Source organism: Pseudomonas sp. DWP2-2 (assembly GCF_049897065.1).
Lineage (GTDB): Bacteria > Pseudomonadota > Gammaproteobacteria > Pseudomonadales > Pseudomonadaceae > Aquipseudomonas > Aquipseudomonas paracarnis.
This window is the reverse complement of record NZ_JAFCVN010000004.1, coordinates 335,336-353,252: the sequence shown is the minus strand read 5'-3', so window position 1 is coordinate 353,252 and position 17,917 is coordinate 335,336. Positions and strand designations below refer to the sequence as shown.

General features: G+C 62.3%; 18 protein-coding genes. 7 read left to right on the top strand and 11 right to left on the bottom strand.

What is annotated here, in order from left to right; all coding sequences use genetic code 11:
- Positions 1-47 precede the first annotated feature (47 nt).
- Both ACP7CZ_RS11975 and ACP7CZ_RS11970 read right to left on the bottom strand, forming a co-directional pair.
- Positions 48-725: a type 1 glutamine amidotransferase domain-containing protein gene (locus tag ACP7CZ_RS11975; protein ID WP_054898551.1), complete on the bottom strand. Its 678-nt coding sequence runs from the start codon at positions 723-725 to the stop codon at positions 48-50.
- The gene (locus tag ACP7CZ_RS11970) at positions 722-1,351 is read right to left on the bottom strand and encodes a TetR/AcrR family transcriptional regulator (RefSeq protein ID WP_054898552.1); all 630 of its coding nucleotides are present in this window, start codon (positions 1,349-1,351) and stop codon (positions 722-724) included. The genes ACP7CZ_RS11975 and ACP7CZ_RS11970 overlap by 4 nt, the downstream gene beginning before the upstream one ends.
- 173 nt (positions 1,352-1,524) lie before the next feature.
- Here ACP7CZ_RS11970 and ACP7CZ_RS11965 point away from each other — a divergent pair, with 173 nt between their 5' ends.
- Positions 1,525-2,463, top strand: coding sequence for a GlxA family transcriptional regulator (locus ACP7CZ_RS11965; RefSeq protein WP_034127293.1), 939 nt, complete (start codon positions 1,525-1,527; stop codon positions 2,461-2,463).
- 558 nt (positions 2,464-3,021) lie between these two features.
- Here ACP7CZ_RS11965 and ACP7CZ_RS11960 read toward each other — a convergent pair.
- Entirely contained in the window at positions 3,022-3,660 is a 639-nt protein-coding gene (locus ACP7CZ_RS11960; protein WP_054898553.1) for a GNAT family N-acetyltransferase, read from the bottom strand.
- 48 nt (positions 3,661-3,708) lie between these two features.
- Here ACP7CZ_RS11960 and ACP7CZ_RS11955 point away from each other — a divergent pair, with 48 nt between their 5' ends.
- Complete coding sequence (locus tag ACP7CZ_RS11955; RefSeq protein WP_294138205.1) at positions 3,709-4,581, top strand: undecaprenyl-diphosphate phosphatase; 873 nt, start codon at positions 3,709-3,711, stop codon at positions 4,579-4,581.
- 106 nt (positions 4,582-4,687) lie between these two features.
- On the opposite strand, the gene ACP7CZ_RS11950 is transcribed toward ACP7CZ_RS11955, so the two are convergent.
- From ACP7CZ_RS11950 to ACP7CZ_RS11930, 5 genes are all read right to left on the bottom strand, one after another.
- Complete coding sequence (locus tag ACP7CZ_RS11950) at positions 4,688-5,641, bottom strand: Dyp-type peroxidase (protein ID WP_054918716.1); 954 nt, start codon at positions 5,639-5,641, stop codon at positions 4,688-4,690.
- Between the two features lie 46 nt (positions 5,642-5,687).
- The gene (locus ACP7CZ_RS11945; RefSeq protein ID WP_054898556.1) at positions 5,688-6,506 is read right to left on the bottom strand and encodes a sugar phosphate isomerase/epimerase family protein; all 819 of its coding nucleotides are present in this window, start codon (positions 6,504-6,506) and stop codon (positions 5,688-5,690) included.
- Positions 6,507-6,508: 2 nt separating this feature from the next.
- Positions 6,509-7,708, bottom strand: coding sequence for an NAD(P)/FAD-dependent oxidoreductase (locus ACP7CZ_RS11940; RefSeq protein WP_294138204.1), 1,200 nt, complete (start codon positions 7,706-7,708; stop codon positions 6,509-6,511).
- A complete protein-coding gene (locus tag ACP7CZ_RS11935) occupies positions 7,705-8,031 on the bottom strand; it encodes a MocE family 2Fe-2S type ferredoxin (protein WP_034127287.1) in 327 nt (108 codons plus the stop codon). Before ACP7CZ_RS11935 ends, ACP7CZ_RS11940 begins: the two co-directional genes overlap by 4 nt.
- A gap of 102 nt (positions 8,032-8,133) precedes the next feature.
- Positions 8,134-9,216 (bottom strand): fatty acid desaturase family protein, encoded by a 1,083-nt coding sequence (locus tag ACP7CZ_RS11930; protein ID WP_054898558.1) that lies wholly within the window; start codon positions 9,214-9,216, stop codon positions 8,134-8,136.
- 161 nt (positions 9,217-9,377) lie between these two features.
- Here ACP7CZ_RS11930 and ACP7CZ_RS11925 point away from each other — a divergent pair, with 161 nt between their 5' ends.
- Positions 9,378-10,427, top strand: coding sequence for a LacI family DNA-binding transcriptional regulator (locus tag ACP7CZ_RS11925; protein WP_054898559.1), 1,050 nt, complete (start codon positions 9,378-9,380; stop codon positions 10,425-10,427).
- An 18-nt stretch (positions 10,428-10,445) separates the two neighbouring features.
- Here the strand turns inward: ACP7CZ_RS11925 and ACP7CZ_RS11920 are convergent, their stop codons facing one another.
- Positions 10,446-12,407 (bottom strand): sigma-54 interaction domain-containing protein, encoded by a 1,962-nt coding sequence (locus tag ACP7CZ_RS11920; RefSeq protein ID WP_294138203.1) that lies wholly within the window; start codon positions 12,405-12,407, stop codon positions 10,446-10,448.
- Between the two features lie 187 nt (positions 12,408-12,594).
- Here ACP7CZ_RS11920 and ACP7CZ_RS11915 point away from each other — a divergent pair, with 187 nt between their 5' ends.
- Genes ACP7CZ_RS11915 through ACP7CZ_RS11905 form a run of 3 tightly spaced genes read left to right on the top strand, consistent with a single transcriptional unit; the run spans position 12,595 to position 15,336 of the window.
- Entirely contained in the window at positions 12,595-13,611 is a 1,017-nt protein-coding gene (locus ACP7CZ_RS11915) for a Gfo/Idh/MocA family oxidoreductase (protein ID WP_294138202.1), read from the top strand.
- On the top strand, positions 13,611-14,390 hold the full coding sequence (locus ACP7CZ_RS11910; RefSeq protein ID WP_294138201.1) for a TIM barrel protein: 780 nt from the start codon (positions 13,611-13,613) through the stop codon (positions 14,388-14,390). Before ACP7CZ_RS11915 ends, ACP7CZ_RS11910 begins: the two co-directional genes overlap by 1 nt.
- A gap of 19 nt (positions 14,391-14,409) precedes the next feature.
- A complete protein-coding gene (locus ACP7CZ_RS11905; RefSeq protein ID WP_034127281.1) occupies positions 14,410-15,336 on the top strand; it encodes a sugar ABC transporter substrate-binding protein in 927 nt (308 codons plus the stop codon).
- 160 nt (positions 15,337-15,496) lie between these two features.
- Here the strand turns inward: ACP7CZ_RS11905 and yghU are convergent, their stop codons facing one another.
- Positions 15,497-16,324, bottom strand: a complete 828-nt coding sequence (gene yghU / locus ACP7CZ_RS11900) for a glutathione-dependent disulfide-bond oxidoreductase (protein WP_054898564.1) — start codon at positions 16,322-16,324, stop codon at positions 15,497-15,499.
- A gap of 95 nt (positions 16,325-16,419) precedes the next feature.
- On the opposite strand from yghU, the gene mug reads away from it, so the two are divergent.
- Positions 16,420-16,953, top strand: a complete 534-nt coding sequence (gene mug / locus ACP7CZ_RS11895; RefSeq protein ID WP_054898565.1) for a G/U mismatch-specific DNA glycosylase — start codon at positions 16,420-16,422, stop codon at positions 16,951-16,953.
- A gap of 60 nt (positions 16,954-17,013) precedes the next feature.
- On the opposite strand, the gene ACP7CZ_RS11890 is transcribed toward mug, so the two are convergent.
- Positions 17,014-17,781 (bottom strand): SDR family NAD(P)-dependent oxidoreductase, encoded by a 768-nt coding sequence (locus ACP7CZ_RS11890; protein WP_197901143.1) that lies wholly within the window; start codon positions 17,779-17,781, stop codon positions 17,014-17,016.
- Positions 17,782-17,917: the final 136 nt, after the last annotated feature.

Below are 17,917 nucleotides of genomic sequence, written 5' to 3'. Positions count from 1 at the left end.
CCGTGGCGACTCCTGGGAGTCGCCACCGCGTAGATCGGTTGATTAATTTAAGCGCAGAGTGTCAGCAGGGCCTTGGCCACTTCGCTGGAGCTGCCTGGGTTTTGCCCAGTCACCAGCAAACCGTCGACAATGACGAAGGATTGCCAGTCGGCGCCCTTCTCATACAGGCCGCCCAATTTACGGAATTCATCTTCAATCAGGAACGGCACGACCTCGGTCAACTGCACAGCGGCCTCTTCCGAATTGGAGAACCCGGTGACGCGGCGGCCCTTGATCAACGGCTCACCGTTAACTGCCTTGACGTGACGCAAGGCACCCGGTGCATGGCACACAAAGCCAACGGGCTTGCCGGCCCGCTCGAAAGCTTCGATCAGCGCGATGGACACCGGCGACTCCGCCAGGTCCCACAGCGGACCGTGGCCGCCTGGGTAGAACACGGTGTCGAAGTCGGCGGCATTGACCGAGTCCAGCTTCACGGTGGTCGCCAGGGCTTGCTGCGCAGCCGGGTCTTTGCCGAAGCGCTCGGTCTGCTCGGTTTGCGCATCCGGTTCATCGCTCTTGGGGTCCAACGGCGGCTGGCCGCCGGCCGGAGAAGCCAGCACCACTTCGGCGCCAGCGTCCTTGAACGCGTAATAAGGTGCGGCGAATTCTTCGAGCCAGAAGCCGGTCTTGCGCCCGGTATCGCCAAGCTGGTCGTGAGAGGTCAGTACCATTAATACTTTCATTTTCCAGTGCCTCGATCGATGTGAATAACAGGGTTTTCAGGGCTGCCCAACAACTGTTGGGTCAGCAGCAGCGCCTCGGTGAACGGCGCGGTGGTACGGGTGATCTTGCCCATGACGCTGGTTCCCAACCATAGCGCATACAAACGCCTGGCCAGGCTTTCGGGGGCCTGCTCGAACCTGAGCGAGCCGTCTTCGACGCCGCGTTGAAGGGCCACGGCAAGCAAGTCGATGGTGCGCGAAGTACCGCGTTGCAGCGCCAGCCGCATGGGTTCTGACAGATCGGAGACCTCCGCCCCAAGCTTCACGGCCAGGCATTTGCCGGCGTCGGTGCAGCCGGTGTGGTTGTCGATCCAGCCTTGCCAATAACGCATCAGCTTGGCGTGGTGGGTCAATCCCGGCTGATCGAACAGCTGCTGCATGCCCTCGACGTAGTGGTCGAAATAGGTATCGAGTAACACCACGCCAAAGGCATCTTTGGAGTTGAAGTAGTGATAAAACGAGCCCTTGGGCACTTGCGCCGCTTGAAGGATCTCGTTCAAGCCCACCGCCGAAAACCCCTTGGCCCCGACAATGGATTGCGCCCGTTCAAGAATCGCTTGCCGCGCACTGCTGCTTGCGTTGCTCATGCTTGCCCCTCTGCGATTAGACCAGTCGTCTAGTGCGTTGGGCTCATGTTAGGCAGCGCGGCATTGGCTCACAATGTCATATCCGCAAGGATTCCGGACACGCACGAAAGTCGGTTGCCGTTTGCCCGGCACACGCCGACAATCGCCTCTCCCCTGCCCCTTGGAGAGATGCAATGCACAGCGTTGCGCTGATGGTTTACCCGAATTTCCAGTCGTTGAGCCTCAGCCTGGGCTCGGTGTTCGAGTGTGCCAACCTGCTGCGCGGCGAGCCGGCCTATGAGTTTCACCTGGTGTCGGAAAGCGGCGGCGCCGTGATGACCTCCCAGGGCTTTTCGGTGAACACCAGCGCGCTGCGCCCAGAGGGCTATGACACCTTGATTGTCAGCGGCTACCTGGAGTTTCGCCTGCCGGAAGCCAACCTGCTGGAACTGGTCAAGGCCGCGTCCGCGCAGTCGCGCCGGGTGGCGTCGTTATGCATGGGTATCTTTGTGCTGGCCGAGGCTGGCCTGCTGGCTGGCAAGCGCACCACCACCCACTGGATCCACGCACCCGCGTTTCGCAAGCGTTACCCGGATATTCGCCTGGAAGAAGATAAGTTGTTCATTGTCGACGGCCAGGTGTGGACCGGTGCGGGCATGAGTGCCGGGGTCGACCTGGCGCTGGCGATGGTGGAGGACGACCTGGGCAGCGACCTGGCCCGTCGCATCGCACGCAAACTGGTGATTGCCCAGCGCCGTGGCAGCGAGCAGTCGCAACTGTCCGCCTTGTTGGAGCTGGACCCCAAGTCCGACCGCGTGCAGCTGGCCCTGGCCTATGCCCGTGAAAACCTCACCCATGATTTGTCGGTGGACGCACTGGCCGACGTCGCCCGGCTCAGCCCACGCCAGTTCAGCCGGGTGTTTCGCGAAGAAACCGGGCAGACCCCGGCCAAGGCCATTGAGGCCCTGCGGGTGGAAGCTGCGCGGGCAATGATGGAAACCAGCCGGCACCCGGTGGAAGTGGTGGCGCGCGAAACCGGGTTTGGTGATCGCGAGCGCATGCGCCAGGCGTTCCTCAGGGCCTTCGGGCAGCCGCCCCAGGCGATGCAGCAGGTGCTGTTCAACCCGGGCTAGGCCCGTGACGGCCTGACAGCCGACTCCTATCTACCTGAAGTGCCATGATCCAAATGTGGGAGCTGGCTTGCCTGCGATGGCGGCCTACCAGCCGACACTTACCTACCTGACACCCCGCGATCAAACTGTGGGAGCGGGCTTGCTCGCGAAGGCGGCCTGACAGCCGACCAGAATCTTGGATCAGACCGTGTACATATCCGTTATTTGGGTAACGGCTGCTTATGGTTCCGCTTTTACAGCGGGTCACTTTTGGAAAAGAGCCCCAAAAGTAACCAAAAGGGCTCTTGCCCCACCACTCGGCACCTCGCCTAGGCTCGGTGTGCCCGAACACAGGCTTGAATCCGTGGGCCGCCGCCACGCGCCATCCATGGCGCGGGGCGGCTAACCCGGCGTCCTGCCGGGTTACCCACGAATTCAAGCCTGCGTTCGGCCAGCGTGGTTTGACGGGGCGCTTAAGATCAAGATCAAAAGCAGATCAAGAGCAAGATCAAGAGCGGCTCGCTTCGCATCGTGGTTACCGCAGGATATCGATGCTCATCGAGAGAAAGCCCCAGCCCCTCAATGCAACGAAGCCCGGGTAATCAGGTAACTCACCAACTGCGGATCATCCTCCAGTTCAATCATCTGCACCGGACGCGGCAAGTTATCCAGCACGGTGCGCCAGAACGCCTGGGACACCTCGTCCTGATCATAGAAACGCACCAACCAATTGGCCGCGCCGCTGCACAGCACCTGGCTGGCAATGGCACGGCCGATGCCTTTGCGGCGGTAGCGCTTGAGGATGAACAGGTCAGCCAGTTCCAGGGCGTCGATGCCCGGCAGTTCGCTGCTTTCGATCAACAGGAAACCGGCGATATAGCCGTCTACCAGCAACAGGTTGGCGCTCCATTGCGGGTCGCTCCAGTAGCGGGCCAGGTGTTCGTCATGGATGTAGTAACGCCCATCGGCCTCGACATCTTCCTGTTCCCAGTCCGAAGACTCATAGGCGTAGTACTGGTAAAGATTGCGGATCAGTTCAGCTTCTTCAGGGCCGGTCTGGATCAATTCGACGGTGGTTTCAGGCATGGGGCTCTCGGTGGAAAAACGCAGGGCGCCATTGTTCACAAAAGTGCTGCCCACGCCAATGGCCTGCCGAATCCTTTCTATTAGCTGAACCGATTGCAAATAGCGGTTGCCCTGGCCGAAATCCTGAAACATTTAGAATAAACTTCGCCGGTTTCCCCCTATTGCTCAAGGACACGTATTTTGACCAACGTCTGTACCGCCGGCCTGGATCTGGGCTTTGCCTCCCTGGATTACCTGCAAATCTTCATCCTTGGGGTGATCCAGGGCATTACTGAATTGCTGCCGGTGTCGTCCACCGCCCATATGCGCGTTGTGCCCGCCCTGCTCGGCTGGCAAGACCCCGGCTCGGCGTTTTCCGCGGCCATGCAATTGGCGGCGCTGGCGGCGGTAGTCAGCTATTTCTGGCGCGATGTGCGTCAGGTCACCACCGGCAGCATCAGTGCGGTGCGCCGGGGCGACTACAACGACCGCTGGTTCAAGCTCGCCGTGGCGATTGTGCTGGCAACCGTACCGATTGGCATTGCCGGGCTGGCGTTGTCGTCGACCTTGAATGCCTGCAACTCACCCTTGCGCGGGCTGATGGTGATCGGCATTTCCTGCGTGGTGATGGCGGTGCTGCTGGCAGTGGCCGAACTGCGTGCCCGGCATACACGCGACGTGAGCCAAATGCGCCTGCGCGATGCCTTGATTGTGGGAGTTGCGCAGATTGGCGCGTTGATACCGGGCGTATCGCGTTCGGGCTCCACGTTGACCGCGGCGCTGTTCCTGAATTTCAAACGCGAAGAAGCGGCGCGGTTTTCCTTCCTGCTGGGCCTGCCGGCCATCGCCCTGGCCGGTTTGAAAGAGCTGTGGGTATTGCTGCACGCCGACCTGCCCGCCCACGCCTGGCCCCATTTGATGTTCGGGCTGGTGGTGGCCAGCGTCTCGGCGTTCTTCGCGATCTGGGGCCTGATGAAGTTTCTGGAACGGTTCTCCACCTGGCCGTTCGTGATCTACCGTGCGCTGCTGGGGGTGTTTTTGATCGTGGCCGTCAGCACCGGCCTGCTTACCTGACGCTTGTAGGAGCGAGCTTGCTCGCGAAAAACGTCAACGATAACGCGGGCATTCTGTATGTTCGCGGTGGCCTTGGTTTTTTCGCGAGCAAGCTCGCTCCTACAGGTTATTGGCGGTCGGCCAGTGCTTCGAGCAAGTCGGCCGAGGGCACGAAGAACAGGCCGCCGGTCACCGCCGTGCTGAAGTCGAGCAAGCGGTCGTAATTGCCGGCCGGGCGGCCGACGAACATGTTTTCCAGCATCTGTTCCAGAGGCTGAGGCGAGCGTGCGTAGCCGATGAAATAAGTGCCGAATTCGCCCGCGCCTGGGCGGCCGAAGGGCATGTTGTCGCGCAGGATCTTCACTTCTTCACCGTCCTGGTCAGTGATCACTGTCAGGGCGCTGTGGGAGTTGCTCGGCTTGGCGTCTTCGTCCAGTTCGATGTCCGATAATTTGGTGCGCCCGATCACCTTCTCTTGAGCCTCCACCGTCAAGCCATTCCACGCGGTCATGTTGTGCAGGTATTTCTGCACCAGCACATAGCTGCCGCCTTCGAACTCAGGGTCTTCATCGCCCACCAGGGTAAACGCCTCGGCCTTGCGCCCCACCGGGTTCTCGGTGCCGTCGACGAAACCGATGATGCTGCGCATATCGAAGTAGCGAAAGCCCTGGACCTCATCGACCACCTTCACGCTATCACCCAGGGCCGCCATCAGCTGGGTCGCCAGCTCGAAACACAGGTCCATCTGCTCGGCACGGATGTGCAGCAGGATGTCGCCGGGGGTCGACACTGCCTTGCGCCCTTGCACACCGAACTCGCGAAACGGATGCAAGGCCGCCGGGCGCGGCGCGCCGAACAGGCGGTCCCAGGCATCCGAGCCAAACCCGCAAACGCAAGTCAGGTTGCCCGAGGGCACGCGCTTGCCTACCGAGCGCACCAGGCCTGCGATGTCGGCGCACCAGGCCCGCACGTTTTCAACCGCATCGGGCGCCAGGGTGGCGACCATGAAGATCGCGCTGCTGGTGATCGGGTGGCACACCGATTGTGGTTCGAGCGGGGGACGGACGGGGCAGGTTTTCATGGGCATTCCACAGGCTGAGGGCGGTGAACCCGCGCAGATTAGCAGATCATCGATGGCAACTGGCCCACACCAGGCGAATCAGGGCTTTGAGCTTGAGCGCCTCGGCCCAGCGATCGGTGAGTTCGCGGCCCTGTGCGTCGGTAATCGCATAGGGTGGCGGGCCCAACTCGCAAGTGAAGGACAAGCTCTGCGGACTGTCAGCGCGGCCCAGCCAGTGTTCGATCCCGTAGCGCCACCAGCCGGTAAACCGCTCGACCCACTGTTGGTGCTGGGGAAAATCCAGACAAACCTGCACCTGTTCGCTGCTAGCAATGCGGCCATGAAAGCCCCAGCTGTGACGCAGGATGGTGCGTATCTGTTCGTCGTCTTCCACACTGCCGGGCTCGGGCAACTCGCGGCCAACCACGTAGTGGGAAAGGTCTGCGAGCAGTTTCAGATCGGGCATCTGTGCCAGCAGGTCGAGGGTGAACAATAGGTCGTTGGTGAGCCGGTAACGGTGGGTTTCCAGCAGGATCGGGAAGTCCACCTGTTCGGCCAGGCGTTGCCAGCCGTCGATCAGCCTGGCCGCCTCGGCCTGGGTACGCGGGCGCACGTCGGCTTGCAAGGTGAGGTGGTGACAGCCGTGACGGCTGATCACCTCCAATGCCCTGGCTAGATCTTCCACCGATTGCGGGAACAGTTGCCCTTCAATCTGCAAGCCCCTGGCCGTGGCCGCCGCGTGCAGGCGCTGCACCGATGCAGGTGCCCAGTAATGGTCGGTGATGCCGTCATAACCGGCGGCGGCGATGCGGTCCAGTTGCGCTTCGAGGCTGCCGGGCTCGGTTTGCATGGCCCACATCGATTGGAATACTAACAACTGGTGCATGGTCAGCCTCGCAATAACAGCTTCAGGGATACCTCAGGGTCGGCCAGGCTGGCCGGGTTGAGCGGGATTCGGGCAGTAATCAAGTGCTCGCACAGCTTGATGTCCTTGGCTGCGCGGTTACCCAAGGCCCAACTGCAGGCGCCCTGCAAACGGTGATGGCCGTCCAGGTAGAACAGCAGCTGGCCGCCGTCTGGCAATTCCCGGCGAACCATCAGCGCCGTCATCACCCCGACGGTGTGCAAGCCCCACGCGTATTGATCGGACCAGAAACCCGGGATCGTCTCGAACGCCAACTCCTGCCCTAGCAGGTTCAACGCCGCGAGACGGCCCTGGGCTTCGGCGTTGCGCCAGGTTTCCTGGCGCTGATAAAGGCCCGCCAGGCGAAACTCGCACACATCCCCCGCCGCGTAGATATCCGCCGCACTGGTGCGCAACTGCGCGTCGACACGAATGCCCTGCCCGACTTCCAAGCCCGCCGCCGCGGCCAACTCGATGTTAGGCTGCATGCCAATGCCGACCACCACTAGGTCGCAGGGCAGCCGTTGCCCGTCGACCAGTTGCACGGCGTCGGCGTGGATGCACTCCAGCGCGACGTTCAAACGCACATCCACACCCTGCTCACGGTGCAAGGCCAGCAACGCGTCACTGATCACCGACGGCAAAACCCGCCCTGCCAGCCGTGGCCCGGCTTCCAGTAGCGTCACCTCGCAGCCCAGGCCCCGTGCGGTCGCCGCCACCTCCAAGCCGATAAAACCACCGCCGACCACCACCAGCCTGGCGCCAGGCTTTAATTCATTGCGCAAGACCAACGCGTCGTCATGGGTGCGCAGGTAAAACACGTTGGCCTGCTCCTGGGGTAAGCGTCGCGCCCGGCCTCCGGTGGCCAGCAGCAGGCCGGCATAGGTCAACCATTGGCCATCGGCCAATTGCAGCCGGTGGTGCTGGGGCTCCAGGCGGCTGACCGGGTTGGCGGCGATATGCTCGACCCCGAGCACCGCCAACTGCTGGCTGTCGCACAGGCTGCATTGCGCCAGGTCGCTCGAACCTTGCAGCAAGCCCTTGGACAACGGTGGCCGTTCGTAGGGCAGATGCGCTTCATCGCCGATCAGGATCAGGCGCCCGCTGTAGCCTTCTTCACGCAGGGTCAGTGCCGCACGGCCACCAGCATGGCCGGCGCCGACGATGATCAGGGGGGCGTTCATCCTTCGGCCGTGACGGCGAGCAGCACCCGCCCCGCATCCACCCGCACGGGGTAGGTCTTGAGGTTGACGCACACCGGCGCGCCCAAGGCCTTGCCGGAGCGGTAATCAAAGCGCCCGTTGTGCTTGGGGCACTCGATCACATGGTCCATCACCAGGCCGTCGGCCAGGTGGATTTTCTCGTGGGTGCACAGGCCGGCGGTGGCGAAGAATTCGTTATCGGCTGAACGGAACACCGCGTAGGTCTGCGCGCCGTGGTCGAAGCGCAGCACGTCTTCTGCTTCTATTTCGCCCACGGCGCAGACGTCGATCCATTGATCGTTCATACATTTATCTCCAATGACTGGCTCTTACTCTGTGGGGGGAGCTTGCTCGCGCTGGGCTGCGAAGCGGCCCTGGATTCGTCTGTACGGTGTAGGTCTGAAGGGTTATTGGGGCTGCTGCGCAGCCCAGCGGGAGCAAGCTCCCTCGCCACGGGTGGGGCGTTGGACGAAATAGCCGGGGTCGCTGCGCTGGCGCCAGATCGTCGGAATGATTTCCTGGTAGGCCTGCCACAAGTTGGCATACGGCGGCGGGCAGTCGCTGCGGATCTCTTCGTGCAGTTGACTGAGCGCGTGGTAAGGCACCATCGGGTACATGTGGTGTTCGAGGTGGTAGTTCATGTTCATGTAGATAAAGCGCAGCACGCGGTTCATGTAGATGGTGCGGCAGTTACTGCGGTGGTCGAGCACATCTTCGGCCAGGCCCACGTGTTGGCTGATTCCAAACAGGTAACCGAGCCAGGCGCCATAGAGGCTGGGCAGGCCCACCAGCATCAGCGGCAACCAGCTGTGCAGGTACAGCGCGGTGCCGATGATCAGGGCGTAGAGGCCGACCCAGATACGTGCATCTCGGTACACCTTGGGCCACTCTGATTCGGGGATGAAGTCCTGCTCCTGGGCGCTCATTCGCCCGAGCGCATGGCGGGCCACGCCGCTGAAAGTCTTCCAGGCCAGAGGCAGGTTGAACAGGCTGAGGGCCATCATCCATAAGCTTGGCGGGCGCGGTTCGACGATCTCCGGGTCACGGCCGACGACGATGGTGTCGGTGTGATGACGAGCATGGCTCCAGCGCCACACGTGGGGTTCGAAGAGGCACATGAAGCTCGCCACCTGATACAGCGCATCGTTCATCCAGCGGGTCTTGAAGGCGGTTCCGTGGCCGGTTTCGTGCCAGCGCGGGTTGGAGGCCGTACCGTAGAGCACACCGTAGGCGATAAAGAATGGCACGCAGGCCCAAGTGCCCCAGAACCAGTAGCCGCCGACACCGGTGGCCAGCAACGTCGAGAACCACAGGGCGGTGTCGCGCAAGGCCGGGCCGTCACGGCGTTGCATCAGGGCTTTCATGCGATTGCGCGGGATGGGCGACTGGTACCAACGGGCCGAGACCAGGCCCTTGTCGGCGGCGCGGGCCGCTTCGGGGCCGGTGAGGCTGTAGTCGCGCCGAGCGCGGTGAGCGGTGTGTCCAGGCATTGTTATTGTTCTCCGCAAGCGTGGGTTTCAGGGGCTTTGCGAAACCCACGATAGAGCGCGGTTAAATCACCCTCAAGGCCTTGAATCCATTCCCTATCAAGCTATCATCCAGGCCCAGCGGGGCTTGATAGTTTTCTATCAAGACGCTCAAGGGGCCTGCCATGCACAACAACAAACGCCCAACCATCGCCACCGTTGCCGCCCATGCGGGGCTCAGCGTAGCCACCGTCGACCGCGTGCTGAACGCCCGCGCGCCGGTCAACCCCGGCACGGCCGAACAGGTGTTCCAGGCCGCCGAAGCGGTGGGCTATTTCGCCGCACGGTTGATCGGCCAGCGCATTCGCGAACGTCGGCCCACCTACCGTTTCGGCGTGCTGTTGCTGGGCACAGCCCAAGCCTTTTATGCGCAGTTGGCCCACGCCATCAGCGAGGCAGCGCAGCATCACGCCACCGCCAACCTGAGCTGCCAGTTCGACTACATCAACGACCGCACGCCCTCCGCCATCGTCGCGCAAATCGAACAACTGGCCGTGCAGTGCGACGCCCTCGCGGTAGTCAGCTTCGCCCATCCGTTGATCAACGCCTGCCTGGCGCAGATCCGCACAGCGGGCGTGCCGGTGGTGGCCCTGCTCTCGGACATCCATGAACACGCCGCCGAACCCTATGTGGGCCAGGACAACCACGTGGTCGGGCGCACCATGGGCTGGCTGTTGGCGCGCACTTGCGGCGCACGCAAAGGCAGCGTGGGCATCCTGTTGGGCGGCCATCGTTTTCTCGGGCATCAGGCCCGGGTCGAGGGCTTGCACAGCTACCTGGCCGAACACGCGCCGGGGCTCAAGCCGTTGGAGCCGCTGATCAACCTGGACAACTGCGACATCACCGAAGAAGCCACGCTCGACCTGCTCAGCCGCCATACCGATTTGCGTGGGTTATGCGTGGTGGGCGGTGGTGGCGACGGTGTGATCAACGCCCTGGCGCAACTGCCCAAGCGCCCGACGCTGTGCTGCATCCTGCAAGAGTCCACGCCCTTGTCGCGTCAGGCATTGAGCAACGGCTTGATTGATGTGGTGATGGACTCGCAGCCACGGCAGACGGCCGTGGCGCTGGTGGAGTTGCTGGTGCGCTTGCAGAGTGATGAGGGGTTTGACCCATTGAGGCACCGCGTGCATATACCGCCGCAGATAGTGACCCCGGAAAACCTGTGCAGCTGATCGGTTTGGCTTGAGGTTTCAGCACTCACGGAAATCGGCGGCGCTCAAGCCAAACCGACTCATCTTGTTGTACAGACCGCCCCGCGACACATCCAGTTGCTGTGCGGCCAGACGAATGTTGCCGCGGGTGCTGGTGAGCGCGGCGACGATGGCGTGCATTTCATGGCTGCTCAAATCCTGCGCGGGCTGGGGCTGGTAGGCGCGCAACGTGGTGCGTTGCGGGGTTTCCAGCGGCAAGTCGGTCGGTTGAATCAGCTCGCCCATCGCCAGGTTGGTCGCCCGCTCAATGACGTTCTCCAGTTCACGCACGTTGCCCGGCCAGCCATGGGCTGACAGCAACGCCAACGCATCCGGCGCGAAACCTTGCACCGCTTTACGTAGCGAGCGGGCACAGCGCTGCAGGAAGTGCCGCGCCAGCAATGGGATATCGTCACGGCGCATGCGCAGTGGCGGCACGCTCAGGTTCAGCACGTTGAGTCGGTAGTAAAGGTCTTCACGAAACGCACCCTCGGCCACCGCCTGGCTCAGGTTGCGATGGGTGGCGGCGATGATGCGCACGTCGACTTGCCGCGATTGCTTGGCCCCGACGCGGGTGATTTCACCCTCCTGCAAAACCCGTAGCAGACTGACCTGGGCATCGAAGGACATGTCGCCGATTTCATCCAGGAAGATGGTGCCGCCATCCGCCAGTTCGAACTTGCCTGCCGCCCCACCCCGCGCCGAGCCGGTGAACGCGCCTTCGACGTGGCCGAACAGTTCGCTCTGCACCAGGTCCCGTGGGATCGCGCCGCAGTTGACCGCCACAAACGGGCCGTTGCAACGCTCGCTGCCGTTATGAATGGCCTGGGCAAACAGTTCCTTGCCGGTGCCGCTTTCGCCGAGGATCAAGGTGGTGGACTCGCTGCGACTGGCGATACGCCCCAAGTGCAGTGCGTCTTGTATGGCCCGCGAGGTGCCCAGGATGGTCTCGAAGGTATAGCGGGCCTGGGTGCCGATAATGCGCCGGGTAATCTCGCGGATACGGCGGTTTTCGCGCACCGACACAATCACCCCACCCTGCTCCAGTGGGCATACCGAAACCAGGCAGGCGAGTTGGCTGCCGTCGTGCAAGTAGAAGGTGCAATCGCGGTCGCGCACAGGCTCACCCAGCGCGTCGCTCAATTCGCTGCGGCCCAAACGCTGGAAAGGACTGCCGATCAACTCGCGCCCCACCCCGAACAGTTGCCGCGCATAACGGTTGAGTGCCTTGATGCAGCCACGCTCATCGAGCACCACCAAGCCTTCGTTGAGCACTTCGAGTACGGCCTGTTGCTCTTCCAGCAACACCTGCAGCGCCATCTGCCGCGACACCGCCTCGGCCGCCGCTTGAACGGTGCCCAGGGTATGGAAATGAAACCAGCCGGGCTCGGCGGTCAGGGTGAGCATGGCCAGGGTCTGGCCTTGGGCATCTTTGATCGGCGCGGCGGCGCAGTGCATGTGGCGCTGGCGCAGGCCGCTGGCGAAATTTTCTTCAGCCAGCACATACACCAGGCGATCTTCGGCCAGGGCCAAGCCGGTGCAGTTGGTGCCTTGCACCGATTCGAGCAAGCGACTGCCCACCGGGGTGATGTCCAGCCCGCAAAAATACAGAGTCGTGCCCTCGGCATCCGTGAGGTTGATATGCCCCCGCGGGTTGTAAGCCAGCAATCCATGCATGACCTGCGCGGCGGCGGCGATCAGGGCGCGATGGTGGGCCAGGGTCGCCGCCAGCGCATGAGGCGCAACAAAGCGGTAGTCGCTGTTACCGGGCTCGATACCCGCCTCGACACTGCGTCGCCAGGAATCCCAGATGACCTGGCGTACGCCGTCGGGACGCACGACTTGGCCAGCCAGGCATTGGCGCCACGCCTGTTCCAACGCGGCAATGGGCCCGTCGTTCAGCGCGGCAGGCCCCAGGTTCGTGAGGTATTCGAGGTCTTGCACACTGAACGCCTGGGTCATTGCGGTTATCCATGTTCATATTTTCGACATGTCAGTATAGACATGTCACAAACATGAACACTTTTTGTTTAATTAAAATAATAACCCGATATAAATCAGTTAGTTATAAATTGGCACAGGCCTTGCTCCTGCCCCCATGTCACCCAGGACGGTCCTGGGGGCCCACAACAACAAGAGGGGTCGTTTCATGAGTACACAGAACATCCGCCTGGGCTTGATCGGTGCCGGCCGCATGGGCAGCTTCCATGGCCTTACCGCCGCACGCCACATCCCCGGTGCCTGCCTCGCCGCCATCGCCGATCCCGTCCCAGGCCAGGCCGCTCGCCTGGCAGCAGAACTGGGGGTGGACAAGGCCTACACCGACCCGCAACAGCTGCTGGACGACCCGGACATCGACGGCGTGCTCATCGCCGCCCCTGCCCGTAGCCACACGGAGCTGGTGATCAACGCCGCACGCGCCGGCAAGGGTATCTTCTGCGAAAAGCCCATGGCGATTACCCTGGACGAAGCCGACCGCGCCATCGCCGCCGCTGCCGATGCACGGGTGCCCTTGCAGGTCGGCTTCAATCGGCGCTTCGCCAAGAGCTTTCGCACGGCGCACCTCGACGTCGTCGCCGGACGTATTGGCACGCCGCAGCTGCTACGCTCGCTGACCCGCGACCCGGCGCTGAACAACCCGGCCAACTCACCGCAATGGGTGATCTTCCTCGAAACCCTGATCCACGACTTCGACACCTTGCGCTACCTCAACCCTGGGGCCGAAGTGGTACAGGTGCAGGTGATGGCCGACGCACTGATTGCCCCGCAATTCAAAAGCCAAGGTTTGCTCGACACCGCCGTGGTCACCCTGCGCTTTGACAACGGCGCCATTGCCACCGCCGAAGCCAGCTTCCAGGCCGTGTATGGCTACGACGTGCGCGGCGAAGTGTTCGGCAGCAAGGGCATGCTGAGCATGGGCAGCCTTAACGACTGCGACCTGGTGCGCTACCTGGCCGAGGGCATCCAGGCAGACACCCAGCGGATGGACACCGACCTGCTGCGCGACGCCTACATTGCCGAGCTCAACCACTTTGTCGACTGCCTGCGCAGCGGCGCCAAGCCCCTGGCCAGCGGTGAAGATGCGCGTGCAGCCCTGGCAATTGCCCGTGCCTGCATTGAGTCGTACCAAACCGGCAAGGCCGAGGCCGTTCAAGGAGCCCGCTGATGATGCCGTTCAAATTGGCCGTCAGTGCCGAAATGGTGTTCCTCGACCTGCCCTTCATCGAACGGGTCAAACGTATTCATGCCTTGGGCTTCAGCGCCGAAATCTGGAGTTGGGCCGACAAGGACATCAACGCCTTGGCGGCGACCGGCGCGGACTTCACCTCGATGACCGGCTACCTCACCGGCACCCTCACCGAGCCCGACGGCATCCGCCAATTGCTCGACAGCGCCCGTGAGTCCCTGGGCATTGCCGAGCGCCTCAATTGTCCCAGCCTCAATCTGCATGGCACGGGCCTGGGTGAAGGCGGCCTGCCCGTGCAGCCCGTCAGCCACACCACCGGGCGCATGTGGCTGAGCGCTTGCAAGAGCCTGGAAAAAATCGCGCGCCTGGGAGAAGACGCCGGCCGCGTGTTCCTGCTGGAAAACCTCAACACCGCCGTCGATCACCCAGGTACACCGTTCGCACGTGCCGACGACACCCTGGCCCTGATCGAAGCCGTCGGCAGCCCGCATTTGAAGATGAACCTGGACCTGTACCACGCGCAGATTGGCGAAGGTAACCTGATCGAATTGATCCAGCGCGCTGGCAGCGCCATCGGCGAAATCCAGGTCGCTGATGTGCCTGGACGCAAGGAGCCCGGCACGGGCGAAATCCACTACCCGGCGATTGCCCGGGCCTTGCACGCCATGGGTTACACCGGCGTGGTCGGCCTGGAGGGCTGGGCCAGCGGCCACAGCGAGTCGGCCCTGGAGCGTTTCCGCCAGGCATTCACCCTATAACAATAAAAGGAACAGCCTCATGCACCGTTATTCATTACTAGTGGCCGCGCTGTTGTTGGTGTTCAGCCAGTGGACCTTCGCTGCCTATCGCATCGGCGTGAGCATTGCCCGGGTGGACGATAACTTCATGACCTATGTGCGCACCGGCCTGGAGGCGGCAGCGAAACACCAGGACGTGCAGATCCAATTCGAAGACGCCCAGGGCGATGTAGTGCGCCAGCTCAATCAGGTCGAAGGCTTTCTCAACCAGAAGGTCGATGCGGTGATCGTGCTGCCGGTCGACACCGCCGCCACCGCCAACATCACCCGCGCTGCCGTGGCGGCGAAGACACCGCTGGTGTACGTCAACCGCCACCCGGATGAGCGTACGCTGCCTGAGGGCGTGGTCACCGTGGCCTCCAACGACATCGAAGCGGGGCAATTGCAGATGCGTTACCTCGCCCAAAAACTGGGTGGCAAGGGCAACGTGGCGATCGTCATGGGCGACCTTGCGCAGAACGCCACCCATGCCCGCACCGAGGGGGTCAAACAGGTGCTCAAGGACTTTCCTGGGATCAAGATCGTCGAGCAACAAAGCGCCGAATGGCAGCGCAGCAAGGGGATGGACCTGACCAGCAACTGGTTGCTGGCCGGCACCCCGTTCAATGCCATTGTCGCCAACAACGATGAAATGGCGATTGGCGCGGCCATGGCCTTGCAGCAAGCGGGCAAGGCCAAGGGCGAGATTGCGATTGTCGGCATCGACGGCTTGCCCGATGGCCTGGCAGCGATCAAGCGCGGGCTGCTGGCGGGCTCAGTGTTCCAGGACCCCAAGGCCCAGGCTGCCCAGGCCGTGCAAGCGGCGGTGCGGATGATCAAGGGCGAGCAAGTTGACGCGCAGGTGTGGGTGCCTTTCGAGCTGATCACGCCTGAGCAGGTGGGGGTGTTTGAGCAGCGCTACAAATAACTCGAACAATCAGCTGGATACTATCGAAGGCAGAAGCGGCAACTGTGGCGAGGGAGCTTGCTCCCGCTGGACTGCGTAGCAGTCCCAGCCTTTTTAAACAAAGAGCGGGGCCGCTTCGCGCCCCAGCGGGAGCAAGCTCCCTCGCCACGTGGTTATCGTATCAATCCAGGTCACTTGCATCATGGCGCTCGGGCAACTGATCATCCCCCGACACCCGGTTCACCCGCCGCCCACGCTGCACCGCCGGCCGCGCATCAATCGCATCCGCCCAGCGCATCACATGCTTGTATTCATGCACCGACAAAAACTCTGCCGCACCATACAAACGGCCTTTGACCAACCCACCATACCAAGGCCATATGGCGATATCGGCAATGGTGTATTCATCCCCGGCGATGTATTGGCTGACCGCCAGGCGCTTATCCAGCACATCCAGTTGGCGCTTGGTCTCCATGGCGAAGCGGTTGATCGGGTATTCCATCTTGCTCGGCGCATAGGCATAGAAATGCCCAAAGCCGCCCCCCAGGTAAGGCGCGCTGCCCATCTGCCAGAACAGCCACGACAGGCATTCAGCCCGTGCGACGGGCTCCGTGGGCAGTAACGCACCAAACTTCTCGGCCAGGTACTGCAAAATCGCGCCTGATTCGAACACGCGAATCGGTATGGCGCCGCTGTGGTCCATCAGCGCAGGAATCTTCGAGTTCGGGTTCACCGCCACAAAGCCACTGCCGAACTGGTCGCCGTCGCCGATCTTGATCAGCCAGGCGTCGTATTCGGCGCCGCTGTGCCCCAGGGCCAGCAGCTCTTCCAGCAGGATCGTGACCTTCTGCCCATTGGGCGTGGCCAGGGAGTATAACTGCAGCGGGTGCTTGCCCACCGGCAGCGGCTTTTCGTGAGTGGCGCCGGCGATGGGCCGGTTGATGCTGGCGAAGGTGCCGCCGCTTTCGGTGTCCCAGGTCCAGACTTTGGCAGGTACGTACTCGGTCATAATCAATGCTCCAGAGGCGCTTGCGATCAACTAAGCGCTCCAGACTAAACCAAAGGTCGATGATTCGTCACACCTATCAGCATGGAAGATCCGGCATGAATGATCGACTCGACGACCTCCTCGCCGACCACTTGCACGTACTGTTCTGCGGCATCAACCCTGGCAAGGGCTCGGCAGCCCTCGGCCTGCATTTTGCCAATCGCAGCAATCGTTTCTGGCGCACCGTGCACCTGGCCGGTTTCACGCCCAATGAAATTCGCCCGCAAGACGGCGCCACCTTGCTGCACTACGGTTGCGGATTGACCACTTTGGTGGCACGGCCAACGGCCAGTGCAGGCGAGTTGGCGCGGCATGAGTTCCAGGACGCGGCTGCGGCGCTCGAACATAAAGTTCGCCGCCATGCCCCGCGTTTCGTCGCGTTCCTCGGCAAGCCCGGCTATAGCGCACTGACCGGCCAGCGCGAGGTCGCCTGGGGTTTGCAAGCGCAGCTACTGGGCGACGCTTCGGTATGGGTGCTGCCCAACCCCAGCGGGCGCAACCTGGCGTTCAGCCTTGAGCAACTGGTGGAGGCGTATCGGCGGCTACGCGAGGCCGTTGTACAAGCGCCCCAACCTCAAGCGCCATGCTGAACGCCTGGGGCAGCACCCGGCGTTCAAGCGTTACCCTTACCAAGAGCCCTGTTCGCGTCGCTACACCCACCCGCCGTCGACGATAAAGTTCTGCGCCGAGCACATCGCCGAGGCATCCGAGGCCAAAAACAGCGCCATGTTGGCGATGTGTTCCGGCATCACGCTGCCGGGCAGGCACTGACTGCGGGCGATGAGCTCCTTGGCGGCGTCGTCGACCCACATGGTCAGTTGTTTTTCGGTCATCACCCAACCCGGCACCAAGGTGTTGACGCGGATATGGTTGGGCCCCAGTTCACGCGCCAGGGCTCGGGTCATGCCGTGAGCGGCAGCCTTGCTGGCGGCGTATACGGGGTAGCCGGCCGAGGCCATCATCCAGCCCACCGAGCCCAGGTTGATGATCGAGCCGCTACCGGCCTCCTTCATCATGGGCACCACCGCCTTGGCGGCAAAGAAGGCGTGCTTGAGGTTGACCGCAATCAGTTGGTCGAACATGTGCGAGTCGATTTCTTCCAGGCTGTGGCGCACATCGTTCGCCGCATTGTTGACCAGTACCGTGATCGGCCCCAGGGAGTGCTCGAAACGCCCGATCGCCGCACGGTAGCCGATCTCGTCGGTGATATCGCAGCACTCGAACTCGACACTCTGGCCTTTGGAGTTGAGCAGCGCCGCCAAGCGTTCACCCTGGCTCTGTGCACGGTCCACAAACGCCACCTTGGCACCCTGCGCGGCGAAGGCCCGCACCATGAACTCGCCAATCCCCGAAGCCCCGCCGGAAACCAGCACGGTTTTGTCCTTGAGGTCGGGATAAATCGCTTGCTGGGTAGTCATAACAATGAGTGCTCCGCTTAATTAGTCTTATTTTATTTTGCAAGAACGGCGTTAAAGGCTATAAATCTGCTGTCATATCGACAAAATATCTCAAATTAGTAGAACTATTCCAGCAAAACAACAAAAGGAAGTTCGA